10 protein-coding genes are annotated in these 13,039 nt (G+C 67.1%); 5 read left to right on the top strand and 5 right to left on the bottom strand.

Features of this window, described 5'->3' with window-relative positions:
- Window positions 1-27: 27 nt before the first annotated feature.
- From ACO0LV_RS00210 to uvrB, 5 genes are all read right to left on the bottom strand, one after another.
- The gene (locus ACO0LV_RS00210) at window positions 28-924 is read right to left on the bottom strand and encodes a carbohydrate ABC transporter permease (RefSeq protein WP_424785844.1); all 897 of its coding nucleotides are present in this window, start codon (window positions 922-924) and stop codon (window positions 28-30) included.
- A complete protein-coding gene (locus ACO0LV_RS00205) occupies window positions 924-1,949 on the bottom strand; it encodes a carbohydrate ABC transporter permease (protein ID WP_424785843.1) in 1,026 nt (341 codons plus the stop codon). The genes ACO0LV_RS00210 and ACO0LV_RS00205 overlap by 1 nt, the downstream gene beginning before the upstream one ends.
- On the bottom strand, window positions 1,946-3,370 hold the full coding sequence (ngcE, locus tag ACO0LV_RS00200; protein WP_424785842.1) for an N-acetylglucosamine/diacetylchitobiose ABC transporter substrate-binding protein: 1,425 nt from the start codon (window positions 3,368-3,370) through the stop codon (window positions 1,946-1,948). The genes ACO0LV_RS00205 and ngcE overlap by 4 nt, the downstream gene beginning before the upstream one ends.
- A gap of 103 nt (window positions 3,371-3,473) precedes the next feature.
- Complete coding sequence (locus ACO0LV_RS00195) at window positions 3,474-4,433, bottom strand: MurR/RpiR family transcriptional regulator (RefSeq protein ID WP_424785841.1); 960 nt, start codon at window positions 4,431-4,433, stop codon at window positions 3,474-3,476.
- Between the two features lie 181 nt (window positions 4,434-4,614).
- Window positions 4,615-6,711 (bottom strand): excinuclease ABC subunit UvrB, encoded by a 2,097-nt coding sequence (uvrB, locus tag ACO0LV_RS00190; protein WP_424785840.1) that lies wholly within the window; start codon window positions 6,709-6,711, stop codon window positions 4,615-4,617.
- 234 nt (window positions 6,712-6,945) lie between these two features.
- Here uvrB and ftsH point away from each other — a divergent pair, with 234 nt between their 5' ends.
- From ftsH to ACO0LV_RS00165, 5 genes are read left to right on the top strand one after another with little or no spacing between them, the layout of a single operon-like run.
- Entirely contained in the window at window positions 6,946-9,015 is a 2,070-nt protein-coding gene (ftsH, locus tag ACO0LV_RS00185) for an ATP-dependent zinc metalloprotease FtsH (RefSeq protein ID WP_424785839.1), read from the top strand.
- 26 nt (window positions 9,016-9,041) lie between these two features.
- Complete coding sequence (locus ACO0LV_RS00180) at window positions 9,042-9,731, top strand: alpha/beta hydrolase (protein WP_424785838.1); 690 nt, start codon at window positions 9,042-9,044, stop codon at window positions 9,729-9,731.
- A 42-nt stretch (window positions 9,732-9,773) separates the two neighbouring features.
- Window positions 9,774-10,454, top strand: a complete 681-nt coding sequence (locus tag ACO0LV_RS00175) for a TetR/AcrR family transcriptional regulator (RefSeq protein WP_424785837.1) — start codon at window positions 9,774-9,776, stop codon at window positions 10,452-10,454.
- Window positions 10,451-11,374, top strand: coding sequence for an ATP-binding cassette domain-containing protein (locus ACO0LV_RS00170; RefSeq protein ID WP_424785836.1), 924 nt, complete (start codon window positions 10,451-10,453; stop codon window positions 11,372-11,374). The genes ACO0LV_RS00175 and ACO0LV_RS00170 overlap by 4 nt, the downstream gene beginning before the upstream one ends.
- Window positions 11,371-13,023 (top strand): ABC transporter permease, encoded by a 1,653-nt coding sequence (locus tag ACO0LV_RS00165; RefSeq protein WP_424785835.1) that lies wholly within the window; start codon window positions 11,371-11,373, stop codon window positions 13,021-13,023. Before ACO0LV_RS00170 ends, ACO0LV_RS00165 begins: the two co-directional genes overlap by 4 nt.
- The last annotated feature ends 16 nt before the right edge of the window (window positions 13,024-13,039 follow it).

Here is a 13,039-nt window from a genome sequence, read left to right as displayed (position 1 = left end):
GGGCCGCGGGAGAACAGGGTGGGCGGACTATTTCATGGTTCCCTGGGCGACCGACCCCTGGAGGCGACGCTGGAAGATGACGTAGATGACCAGCACCGGGATGACCGTGATGACCACGGCGGCGAACATGGCGCCGTAGTCGGTGCGGTAGCCGGCCGAACTGACGAAGGAGGCGATGCCCTGGGACAGCACCCAGTTGTCCCGGTTGGTGTTCAGCGCCACCGGGAGCAGGTACTGGTTCCAGAGCCCGAGGAAGTTGAAGATCGCCACCGAGGCCATCCCCGGTACCGCCATCGGCAGCATGACCGAGAAGAAGGTCCGCCAATGCCCGGCGCCGTCGACCTGCGCTGCTTCGCTCATCTCCACCGGCAGACTGCGGAAGAACGCGTACAGGAAGAACACCGTGAACGGAAGTGCGAAGGCCACGTACACAACGATCAGCCCGGGAAGCGTGTTGCGGATGCCCAGGTTCTCCATGACGAAGAACAACGGCACGATGGCCAGGAAGACCGGGAAGGTCAGCCCTGCCAGCATCATGTAGTAGATGCCCCTGCGCCCGGGAAACTCATACCTGGCCAGGATGTAGGAACACATCGCCCCCAGCAGCATCACGAGGAACAGTGCTCCGCCCACCACCAGGACGGTGTTGACGAAGTACCCGCCGATCCCGTGCTGGGTCCACGCCGTGACGTAGTTGTCCAGGTTCACCCCCGTCGGCAATGCGAACGGGGAAGAAAAGATGGCCGTGTTCGTCTTGAACGAGGACATCAAGGTCCACAGCATCGGGAGGATCACGACAATGGCCCAGATCGCCAGCACGACGTGGGCGCTGCCCATCACCACCCGGTCCCCGCCGTCCTCGCGACGGTGGCGCACCCTCACCGCCCCCGCCGCCGGGGGCCTGGCTTCCGTTTGCAGGCTCATCAGGATGTTCCCTTCTCATCGCGCCCGCCGAGGAGACGGTTGACGCTGAAGACGATCGCCGCGAAGAGCAATGTCACCAGGGCCAGCACCACGCCCATCGCGCTGGCGATCCCGAAGCGTCCATCGGTGAAGGCCGTGCGGAACAGGTACTGCGACATCACCAGGGTGTCGTTGGCCGGACCGCCACTGGGGTTGAGGGCTTGGACGTAGACGAAGCCGTCCAGGGCGATGATGCCCAGGTAGATCCAGGCCGTCTGCACGTTGTTGCGGATCAACGGCAAGATGATCGAACGGATGGTCCGGAACCGACCGGCCCCATCCAGGCGGGCGGCCTCGAACGTTTCGGCCGGCACCCCCTTGATCGCCGCGATGAACAACAGCATGTAGAACCCGACCATGCCCCAGATGATCACGAACATCGTCACCGGCATCGCGGTGGCCACCCGCCCCAACCAGGGATAGGACTCGAACTGGTCCAATCCGAAGGCGGTTAGGATCCCGTTGATCAGACCGATATTCGGGTCGAAGATCAACCGCCACATCAGCGCGATCACGATCGCCGGGATCGCGTACGGGAAGAAGGACACCACCCGGTAGAAGTCCGATCCGGCCAGGCCACGCACATTGCCCCTGCCGGCACCACCCACGGTGATCAGACTGGCGAAGATCAGCGCAATCGTGATCGTGACGAACGGCACGACCAGGGCCAGGCGGGTGCTGTTCCACACGGCGGTACGGAACAGATCATCGTTGAACAACCGGACGTAGTTGGACATACCGATCACGTCGAACTCGGCGGTGAAGCCGGTCCAGTTGGTTACCGAGTAGTAGGCCGCTTGCGCGAACGGCCAGATCACGAAGACGAGGAACAGGCCCAGGGGCAGGCCGAGGAACATCACGAAGAAGCTGATGTAATCCAGAGTCAGCGGGTGGCGCCGACGACGCCGGGGGGGCTTGACACCCCCCGGCGTCGGCCCAGCCGTGACGGCCAGGGCACGCCCTGGGTCCTGGCTGGTGGCAGTCACGTCACCTCAATGATCTCGATCGAGTCGTCCTCACGGATCTGGTCGCTCTGCGACTGCAGCGCCTCAGTGAGTTCGTCCACGCTGGTCTGGCCATCCAGGAAGGAGTTCCAGTGCACCAGCATCTCCTGGTTCATCCCATAACGACTGACGAAGTCGTGGGTGTAGATCGCTCCGGAGGCCGCTTCCAGCATCTCCGTCTGGGAGACCAGTGCGGTGGATCCGAAACCATCCTCGGGTACGGTGCCGGCGACGATGGTCGGAGCCAGCTTCTCCCGAGCGAAGTACTCCGCCGCCTCACGAGAGAGCATCGTGCGCAGCAGTTCCTTGCCGGCCGCGAGGTTCGCGGCGTCGGCGGGAACGATGAACGGCTCACCAGCGGTGGAGTGGAGCGCGGTTGCACCCAGAGCCGGACTGTCGGTCAACGACATCGCGGGGAATCCGCGCATCTCGAAGCCGTCGGCGGTCTGGTCGGACATTTCGTTCTCGATCCAGGAGCCCGAGGGGTACAGAATGGCCTGCTGCTCCTGCGACCACTGTGCCTGCGCAGCAGTGAACTGAGTGCCGGAACCACCGGGCAGGAAGTAGCCGGCGTCCACGATGTCCTTCATGTGCTGGAAGACCTCCTGGAGCGCATCGTGCCTCCAGGCATCCGGCTCCAGGTTCTCCAGGGCCAGTCGGAGTTCGTCGCCGGCCTCCTTGATCGCCGAGTCGATGGCCAGCGTCTGGTAATAGGTCGCAGCCTCCTGGCCCCACACGAACAGGTACAGGTCCTCCTCCTGGGCTGCCGCCCCGAGTTCCTTGGCCTCATCCCAGGTGGTCGGCGGCTCCCAGCCGTACTCCTCGAACAACGACCCGGAGTACCAGAGGCCGTAGACGGTCAGCACATAGTTGATCGCGACGAACCGGCCACCGAAGGTGCCCGGCTCCAGAACGCCGTCGAACAGGGTGTCCCGGATCGTCTCACCCTCCAGGTTCGGAGCGTCGATGACGTCGTCGAGTTCCTCGAGCTGGTTGAGAATCGTGGTGAACCCGATCTGCTGGGCACCGGCGTTGTCGATCAGGTCCGGTGGGTCACCACCGACGAACCGGGGCTGCAGTTCCGGCGCGATGTTGACGGTGCCGGAAACGTCGAAATTCATGTCGGGGAAGCGTTCCGCCATGATGTCCGCGGCGAACTCGACGTAGTCGATGCCGTAGCCGCCGTCGAAGATCACCGCCTCCACCGATGACGTCTCGTCCACGCCGAACGGGTTCTCCGTGTCGACTTCTTCCGCCTCGCCGTTGCCGTCCTCCGTCGGGTCCTCGGTCGGGTCACCGTCGGAGCCGCCAGTGGCACAGGAGGCGAGGGTCACGCCCAGGGGCGCGCCCATCGCGGCAATCAGAATGCTACGTCGCTTCATCGACGTGCCGTCGTTGGTCATCACTGACACCTTTCTTCGGGGTTTCGTGCTGCGGCGGGCTCTGCCGCAGCCGGGTCGGGGTGGATGCGTGTGTGGTGTCCCGGGCATGGACCGCCTTGATCGCTCACTGCGGCACCGCCTGGGCCGGACGTTCGTGCCGGTCCGGTCGCTCGGCAAGGCGGTCGGTCCGGCCGGGCCTGCGGTGACCAAGCACCGCGGCGGCCGAGGCGGCGATCCGCTCGAGGGTGGCGTCGTAGTTGCGCTGGGCCACCAGCAGGTAGAGCAGGTCCAGGACGAACAATTGCGAGTGCTTGGCCGACAGGTCCGCCGGGTGCAGGTACCGCTCGGGCACCGAGGCGATCAGGCAGGCATCAGCCAGTTGGCCCAGAGGCGAGGTGAGCCGGTTGGTGATGGCCACGGTGTAGGCCGCGGACGACTTCGCCCGCCCTAGCATCTCGATCGTCTCGCTGGTCAGCCCGGAGTTGGAGATCCCGATCGCCACGGTGTGCTCATCCTGGATCGAGGCACTGGCCAGACCTGCGTGCACATCTCCCCAGGAGTGGGCGTTCACCCCGATGCGATAGAGCCGGTTGCGCAGTTCCGATGCCATCGCCGCGCTGCCACCGGTCCCATAGATGTCGAGGTGACGGGCGCCCGCGATCCGGTCGGCCACCTGACCGCAGAGTTCCAGATCAAGCAGCGCGGCGGTGGCGCGCAGAGAGCGTTCGTGGGCGTTCAGCACGTTGCGCAGCACGTCCTGGGCGGAGTCGTCCGGGCGCAGACTGCGGCCGATGTCGGCACGGCGTTCCTCGTCGGAGGTCCGAGCGGAATCAGCCGCGACTGCCACGCGGAACTGCACGTATCCCCCATACCCCAGAAGCCGGCAGAACCGGGTCACCGTGGCAGCCGACGTGCCCGCCCGGTCAGCGAGGTCGGTGATCGACAGTTCCAACGGCGCCGTGGGCTGGGCCAGCAGGAGTATGCCGATCTTGGCCATCGTCTCCGACATCTGCGGTAGCAGCGCCTCGATCCGCTCGACCACCCGGACGGGTGCATCGGCGGAAAGTGACGACTCTGACCTCATGAAAATTCCTCTCACGCAACCGTGCGCATACGTGAAAGATATTCTCACAGCCGCGTGCGGTCAAGGATCCCTTGGTCACAGGTTGATTACAGGTGCTCGCGGGGGTTCGGAAAGCGTCATCCGTGAGCACGACAAGGTCGAGAGCGTCGCACCGGCGCCCGCCTCCCGGGACTGAGCCGTCTCAGGCGGTTGCCTCGCTCATCTGTCGCAGCTCCTTCTTCAGATCGGCGATCTCATCGCGCAGCCGTGCGGCCAGTTCGAACTGCAGTTCCTCCGCCGCGGTATGCATCTGATCGGACAGTTCCTGGATCAGCCCCGCCAGGTCCGAGGCGGCCGCGCCGGCCAGAGCCTGCCGTCCGGTGGTCTGGCTACGCGGAGTCGGTGCCTGCCCGCGCCCCTTGCCCTGCTGCCGGTAACCACCGGCCAGGAGCTCGGCGGTGTCGATGTCCTCACGCGCGAGCATGTCAGTGATGTCCCCGATGCGCTTGCGCAGTGGCTGCGGGTCCACACCGTGGGTGGTGTTGTAGGCGACCTGCTTCTCCCTGCGCCGGGCTGTCTCCTCGATCGCGGCACGCATGGAGTCGGTGATCCCATCGGCGTACATGTGCACCTGGCCGGACACGTTCCTGGCCGCCCGTCCGATCGTCTGGATCAAGGAGGTGCCCGAGCGCAGGAACCCCTCCTTGTCCGCATCGAGGATGGACACCAGGGATACCTCGGGCAGGTCCAGGCCCTCACGCAACAGGTTGATCCCGACCAGCACGTCGAACACCCCCGAGCGCAGTTCCCGGAGCAGTTCCACCCGGCGCAGGGTGTCCACCTCCGAGTGCAGGTACCGCACCCGCACCTGTTTCTCCAGGAAGTAGTCGGTCAGGTCCTCGGCCATCTTCTTCGTCAGGGTGGTGACCAGCACCCGCTCATCGCGCTCGGCGCGCGCGTTGATCTCGGCGAGGAGGTCATCGATCTGGCCCTGGGTCGGCTTGACCACCACCTCGGGGTCCACCAGGCCGGTGGGCCGGATGATCTGCTCGACCACCCCGTCGGACTGGGACAGTTCATACGGGCCCGGGGTCGCCGAGAGGTAGACCGTCTGGCCGATCCGGTCCAGGAACTCCTCCCAGCGCAGCGGCCGGTTGTCCATCGCGCTGGGCAGGCGGAACCCGTGCTCGACCAGGGTGCGCTTGCGGGACATGTCCCCCTCGAACATCGCCCCGATCTGGGGCACCGTGACATGCGACTCGTCGATGACGAGCAAGAAGTCCTCCGGGAAGTAGTCCAGCAATGTGTGCGGTGCCGATCCGGCGGGCCGGCCGTCGATGTGCCTGGAGTAGTTCTCGATCCCGGAGCAGCTGCCGATCTGGCGCATCATCTCGATGTCGTAACTGGTGCGCATCCGCAGCCGCTGCGCCTCCAGCAGTTTGTTCTGCGACTCCAGCACCTGCAGGTGCTCGGTCAGTTCCTCCTCGATGGATGTGATCGCCTTCTCCATCCGCTCCGGCCCGGCCACGTAGTGGGAAGCGGGGAACAGGAAGCTCTGCGTCTCATTGCGCAGCACCTCCCCCGTGAGCGGGTGCAGCGTGTAGAGCGCCTCGATCTCATCCCCGAACATCTCGATCCGCAGCGCCAGTTCCTCATACACCGGGATGATCTCGATGGTGTCACCGCGCACCCGGAACGTGCCCCGGGTGAACGCCATGTCGTTGCGGGTGTACTGCATCTGCACGAACTGGCGCAGCAGGTCATCACGCTCGATCTGCTGGCCCACCTGCAGCGGCACCATCCGGTCCACGTACTCCTGCGGAGTGCCGAGTCCGTAGATGCAGGAGACCGAAGCCACCACCACCACGTCGCGGCGGGTCAGCAGGGAGTTGGTGGCCGAGTGCCGCAGGCGTTCCACCTCGTCGTTGATCGATGAGTCCTTCTCGATATAGGTGTCCGACTGCGGTACGTAGGCCTCGGGCTGGTAATAGTCGTAGTAGGAGACGAAGTACTCCACCGCGTTGTTCGGCAGCAGGTCACGGAACTCGTTCGCCAACTGCGCCGCGAGCGTCTTGTTCGGGGCCATCACCAGCGTGGGGCGTTGCACCTGTTCGATCAGCCAGGCCGTGGTCGCCGATTTCCCGGTACCGGTGGCACCCAGGAGCACCACATCCTTCTCCCCGGCCTGCAGCCGCTGGGTCAACTCCGCGATCGCCGTCGGCTGGTCGCCGCTGGGGGTGAACTCCGAGATTACCTCGAACGGTGCCACCGTCCGCTGCAGATCGGTCACTGGTCGCATGGTTCAACACTACGACTTCCCTCCCACATCGGCCCAAGAGGTTCACCCTCAGCACAGCCCTCGAACGCCGAGCAGGCCCGAGCACCGAGCAGCCTGAGCGCGACCTGACACGGACGCAGGGGCTCCCCGCTGACACGAACGCACTCGCTCCCGCTGGCCGCGGGCCCGTTTCGCCGGGTTGCCCGGCGAACCCGCCCATAGACTGATGGCGGCCCAACCGACAAGGAGAGCGCGATGAGTGAGGCGGGCGACGGCCAGCAACGGTCCCGCAGGGCCGCGGACAACCCGAACAGGCGCGACCAGGACGACGTGCCACCGTGGCGCACCGAGGGCTTACCCGACGACTCCGAGCCCCCGCGACCCAAGTGGGGGCGGATCCTGCTATGGATCGGGCTGGGCTGGCTGGTCCTGTTCGGTATAACCACCACCCAGGACGTGATGAGTTCCCAGGTGGTCACCGTGCCGTACTCGGAATTCACCCGCCAGGTCAAGGAAGGCAACGTCGAGTCGATCTACGCCCGCGGGCAGAGTATCGAAGGGGTGCTCTCCGAACCCGCCAGCCACCCGGAAACGGACGAGAACTACGAGCAGTTCACCACCGAGCGCCCAGTGTTCGCCCAGGACGATCTGCTGGCGGAGTTGGAGTCCCAGGACGCGATCGTGCAGGCGACCCCCGTGGTGCAGGAGCGAGGTGTGTTCTCCAACCTGCTCATCTCCCTGCTCCCCCTGGCCCTCATCGTGCTGTTCTGGGTGTGGTTGTTCCGCCGCCAGGCCCGGGCGATGGGTGGGGGCGCTGGCGGCATGCTCGGCAGCGGCAAGAAGGTCAAGCCGGTGGAACCCGACGACGTGCGCGCCACGTTCGACGACGTCGCAGGCATCGACGAGGTGAAGGCCGAGCTCAACCAGGTGGTCACCTTTCTGCGCGAACCGGAGCGGTACTCGAAACTCGGCGCGACGCTACCCAAGGGCGTCCTGCTGGAAGGCCCACCGGGGACGGGGAAGACGCTCATCGCCCGGGCCACCGCCGGCGAAGCCGACGTACCCTTCTTCTCCGCCAGCGGCTCGGAGTTCATCGAGATGATCGTCGGTGTGGGCGCCCAGCGAGTGCGCCAGCTGTTCGAGCAGGCACGCAAGGTTGCCCCCGCGATCGTCTTCATCGATGAGATCGACACCATCGGCCGGTCCCGCTCCGGTACTCAGGCCATGGGGTCGAACACCGAACAGGAACAGACCCTGAACCAGATCCTCACCGAGATGGACGGGTTCAGCGGCGCCGAAGGAGTGGTGGTGCTCGCGGCGACCAACCGCTCCGACGTGCTCGACTCCGCGCTCACCCGTGCCGGACGCTTCGACCGCAAGATCGCCGTCTCCCCACCGGACCAGGTGGGCCGGGAGCAGATTCTGAAGGTGCACACCCGCGGCAAACCACTGGGTGCGGACGTAGATCTGGAACAGGTCGCCAAGACCACACCGGGAATGACCGGCGCGGACCTGGCGCACCTGGCCAACGAGGCGGCGATCATGGCCGCCGAGCGGGGTGATACCCACCTGAGCGCGCGGGACTTCGCCATCGCCCTGGAGAAGACCCAATTGGGCAGTGAGCGAGCGGTCGTGATGCCCGAGGAGGAACGCATCCGCACCGCCTATCACGAGGCCGGCCACGCGGTGCTCGGCATGGTCCACCCCGGCGCGGACCCGGTGCGCAAGATCTCCATCATCCCCCGTGGGCGCGCGCTGGGCGTGACGTTGTCCACCCCGGAGTCGGACCGGTACGGCTACGACGCGGAATACCTTAAGGGCCGCATCATCGGAGCCCTGGGCGGGATGGCCGCCGAGCAGGAGGTCTTCGGGGTCATCACCACCGGTGCGGAGTCGGACCTGCAAACGGCGACTAGGATCGCCCGGCAGATGGTGGGCCGCTGGGGCATGTCCGACACCGTGGGCCCGATCCAGGTGTACCCGCGTGAGGGTGACCCCCGGCAGAGCGGTGCCTCGGACCAGTTGCTGGCCGCCGTGGACGATGAGGTGCGCGCGTTGATCCTGGAGTGCTACGAGAAGGCACGGGATCTCGTGCGCCGGTACCGGCCGCAGTTGGACGGCATCGTGACGGCGTTGCTGGAGCACGAGACCCTGGATGAGCAGCAGTCCTACGAGGCGGCCGGCATCACCCAGGCCCCGGCCCCGCCGTTGCTGGTCGGTGCCCGCCCGGACGCCCCCGGGAAGGACGACCGGGGGGACGACGGGCAGGACGCCGGCGACGGGGACCCGGCCCGGGCGGACGACGACGCACCGCCCCGATCCTGACCCACGCCCCGGGAGACACTCACCTCGTGAACACCACACCGACGCTGCTGTCCATCGATGAGCAGGCGACCATCTGGTCCGTACCCGAAGCGGAGCGGCTGGAGGCGCTCACTGACCGCCCGTTGCTGCTGATGCTGCATGGATTCGGCTCGAACGAGCGGGACCTCGCCGGATTGTTCGAGGCGGTGGGCCCGGACTATCTGATCGCCAGCCTGCGCGCGCCACTGCCCCTGCCCGGGATGGCCGGCTCCTACGCCTGGTTGCCGCTTGATCCGGAGCGGGTGGGACATCCCGATCCGGCCCTGGCCGACGCCGCGGTGCGCGGCGTGCTGCGCTGGCTGGAGGCGATGCACGCCCAGGTGCGCAGTCCCGGTCCGGTAGGCCTGCTGGGATTCAGTCAGGGTGCGGCGATGAGTCTGCAGTTGTTGCGCCACGAGCCGGAGTCGTTCCAGTGCGCGGTGCTGCTCTCCGGGTTCGCGGTCCCGGGCCTGCACGGCGGCGATGAGGCCATGGCCCAGATCCGCCCGCCGGTGTTCGTCGGGCACGACCCGGCCGACCCGATCATCCCGCCGGCGGCGCAGGAACGGCTGGAAGCGTTCGCCCGGGAGCACACCACCCTGTCCGCCCGCACCTACCCCGGCGTCGGGCACGGAGTCTCCTCGGCGGAACTGCACGACGTCGTCACGTTCCTCGAGGAGCACCTGCCTCGCAGTTGAGGCGATCCGGCCCCTCAGCCCCACCGCGAACGTGTTAGAGACATGCCGACCACACCGCATCCACCTCGCCCCGATCCCGCCGAGGATCCGCAGGCCAGCGCCGGCAAGTCACGAATTCTGCAGGCTGCCACCGAACTCTTCGGAGAGCGGGGCAGCAGCGCCACGAGTTTCAAGCGGATCGCCAATCGCGCCGGCGTCGCCCCAGCCCTGATCGTGCACCACTACGGTTCGAAGGAAGGGCTGCAACTCGCCTGCGATCAATACGTCGTGGACACGGTGCACCGGGTCAAGACCGAGGCCGCGCCGGGCGGCTCCCTCGACCCCCTCGGCCCGCTCTGGGAGTTCAAGCAGTACGGACCCGTGATGCGCTACCTCGCCCGCCGCCTCGGTGAGGACAGTGAGCACGTCAACGACCTGGTGGACAGCATGGTTGATGACGCCACGCAGCGAACCGGCGAGGCCGAGAAGATGGGCATCATCCGGCACAGTGACGACCCCCGCACCATGATCGCCGTGCTGACGGTGTGGTCGTTGGGCGCGCTGGTGATGCACGGCCACCTGGAGCGGCTCATCGGTGAGGATCTGCTCGGCGGCTCCGGACCGCCGCTCTCCTACCTGCGCGCCGCCACCGAGATCCTCGGCGAAGGGATCCTCACCCCCGAGGCCTACCAGGCGGTCCGCGCCGACATCGCCAACACACCCACGGAAAGGGAGAGCAGATGAATCCCGTGATAGAGACAACGAACCTGGTCAAGACCTTCGGCTCCACGCGTGCCCTGGACGGCCTCGACCTGCGCGTAGAGGCCGGGGAGGTGCACGGTTTCCTCGGACCCAACGGTGCCGGGAAATCGACCACCATCCGGGTGCTGCTGGGCCTGCTCCGTGCCGACGGTGGCACAGCCAGGCTGTTCGGCTCCGACCCGTGGGCGCAGTCGGTCTCGCTGCACCGGCGCCTGGCCTACGTGCCTGGTGACGTCGAACTCTGGCCCAAACTCACCGGAGGCGAAGCGATCGATGTGTTCGCGCGCCTGCGTGGCGGAGTGGACCAGCGTCGCCGCGACCGGCTGGTCGAGCGGTTCGACCTGGACCCCACGAAGAAGACCCGCACCTACTCCAAGGGCAACCGGCAGAAGGTGGCACTGATCGCGGCCCTGGCCTCCGATGTGGAGCTGCTGCTCCTGGACGAGCCCACCGCGGGCCTGGACCCGCTGATGGAGGTCGTCTTCCAGGAGACCATCCGAGAAGCACGCCAGCAGGGCACCACCGTGCTGCTCTCCAGCCACATCCTGGCCCAGGTGGAGGTCCTGGCCGACCGGATCTCGATCATCCGGCAGGGTCGGATCGTCGAGAGCGGCTCACTCCGTGACCTGCGGCATATGACCCGCACCACGTTCATCACCGAGACGAAGGCCTCGCCGGAGGCGCTGGGCGAACTACACGGGGTGCACGACGTGGCCCGGCAGGACGGCCAATGGCGCTTCGACGTCGACGGTGACCGGGTCGACGAGGTGGTGCGCGCCCTCAGCACACTGGGAGTGCAGTCCATCGTTGCCCAGCCCCCGACGCTGGAGCAGTTGCTCATGCGCCACTACGGGGACGACGTCGCGGCGCGGGTAGAGCAGACCCCGGGCGAGCGGTCATGAGCACCACGACCACGCGACCCGCGGAACACGCGGAGCGGGCCGAGCAACGCAACAGCCCGGGTACCGGTACCGCCGCACTGGTGCGCCTGGCACTTCGACGCGATCGGGTCAGGATCCCCGCATGGGTGGCCGGCTTGGGGCTGTACGTCCTGTACGTCTCGACCGCACTGCCCGTGATCGCCGGCACTGAGGAAGAGCTCGGCGCCCTGGCGCCGCTGTTGGAACAGCCCGTGGGACGGATGTTCACCGGACCCGCCTACGGCATGGACGCGCTGACCCATGAGCGATTCTTCGCCAGCGGCTACGTGCTGTACCTCTTCGTCCTCGCCGCACTGATGTCCATCCTGCTCGTCACCCGGCACACCCGGGCCGAGGAGGAGTCCGGCCGGGCCGAACTGGTCCGTGCCAGCGTGGTCGGGCGGCACGCGCATCTGACCGCGGCTCTCATCGTGGCCGCACTGGCCAACCTCGGCGTACTGGTGGTCATCACGGCGATGTCGGTGGCCGGAGGCTATGGCGCTATGGGCTCGCTGCTGATCGGAACGGGCACCGCCCTGGTCGGCATGGCCTTCGCCGGGATCGCCGCAGTCACCGCGCAACTCAGCGAGAACAGCCGTCCTACCTCCGGCATGGCCGGCGCCGTACTCGGGGCGGCGTTCGCGTTGCGCGCCCTGGGCGACATGGCGGCGGTAGGTGGCACGGCGCTTTCGTGGGCCTCGCCCCTGGGCTGGGCCTCCCAGACCGCGCCGTTCGTGCACGACCGGTGGTGGCCGCTCGCCCTGCTGGTCGCCCTGGCCATCGCGGCCGTCGCGGCCGGTTTTGCCCTACAGCACCGACGGGACCTGGGCGCAGGCCTGCTGGCGTCATCGAAGGGCCCGGCGCGGGCACGCGACGTCCTCGGCACTCCCCTGGGGCTGGCCGCGCGGCTGCAACTCGCCGCCGTCGTCGCCTGGGGGCTGTCGATCACCGCCCTGGGCGTCCTCAACGGTGCCTTCACCCAGTTGATGGTCGAGGCCGCCGACGACATGCCCGAGGCATTCCGGGACGTGTTCGGTTCCCAAGCACTGATGGAGGGCTACCTGGCGTTCATCGCCGCGTTCAACGCCTACATCATCGTGGCCTACATCGTCTTCGCCGTCCAAGGGCTGCGAGCCGAGGAGACCGGCGGGCGCGCCGAGGCGGTGCTGGCCACCCCCACCAGCCGGGCCGCGTGGGCAGGATCGCACCTGCTCGCCATCGCACTCGGTGCGACGGTGATCATGGTCGTGGCCGGTGCGGGAACCGGGCTGGGTGCGGCCATCTCCACCGGGGACCGGTCGCTGGTCGGCACCCTCCTGGGCGTGCATCTCAACCTGCTTCCCGGGCTGCTGTTGGTGCTCGGGCTGTGCGGGTTGCTGTTCGGCTGGCTTCCCACGCTGATGGCCCCACTCGGATGGACAGTGGTGGGTCTCGTCGTGGTGGCCGGCGTCTTCAGCGACCTTCTCGACCTGCCCGACTGGGTGCAGCAGTTGTCACCGCTGAGCCACCCGGCGCAACTACCGGTGGAGGACTTCGCCGGGATGCCGTTGGTGTGGCTGGGCGGGCTGACGGTGCTCGGTGTGGGGCTGGGGTTGGTGGGCCTGAGCCGGCGCCAGATCTACGTGCGGTGAGACCTGCGGACGCGCC

The sequence above is a fragment of the Pseudactinotalea sp. Z1739 genome, from assembly GCF_049725055.1.
Lineage (GTDB): Bacteria > Actinomycetota > Actinomycetes > Actinomycetales > Beutenbergiaceae > CALKWS01.
Note: the sequence above shows the minus strand (reverse complement) of the source record. Positions and strands in the feature narration are given on the sequence as shown.

What these genes read in the sequence shown, in the direction of transcription:
- ACO0LV_RS00210 (WP_424785844.1), bottom strand. Translation starts at nt 924, where the DNA reads ATGAGCCTGCAAACGGAAGCCAGGCCCCCGGCGGCGGGGGCGGTGAGG.
- ngcE (WP_424785842.1), bottom strand. Translation starts at nt 3,370, where the DNA reads ATGACCAACGACGGCACGTCGATGAAGCGACGTAGCATTCTGATTGCC.
- ACO0LV_RS00195 (WP_424785841.1), bottom strand. Translation starts at nt 4,433, where the DNA reads ATGAGGTCAGAGTCGTCACTTTCCGCCGATGCACCCGTCCGGGTGGTC.
- uvrB (WP_424785840.1), bottom strand. Translation starts at nt 6,711, where the DNA reads ATGCGACCAGTGACCGATCTGCAGCGGACGGTGGCACCGTTCGAGGTA.
- ftsH (WP_424785839.1), top strand. Translation starts at nt 6,946, where the DNA reads ATGAGTGAGGCGGGCGACGGCCAGCAACGGTCCCGCAGGGCCGCGGAC.
- ACO0LV_RS00175 (WP_424785837.1), top strand. Translation starts at nt 9,774, where the DNA reads ATGCCGACCACACCGCATCCACCTCGCCCCGATCCCGCCGAGGATCCG.
- ACO0LV_RS00170 (WP_424785836.1), top strand. Translation starts at nt 10,451, where the DNA reads ATGAATCCCGTGATAGAGACAACGAACCTGGTCAAGACCTTCGGCTCC.
- ACO0LV_RS00165 (WP_424785835.1), top strand. Translation starts at nt 11,371, where the DNA reads ATGAGCACCACGACCACGCGACCCGCGGAACACGCGGAGCGGGCCGAG.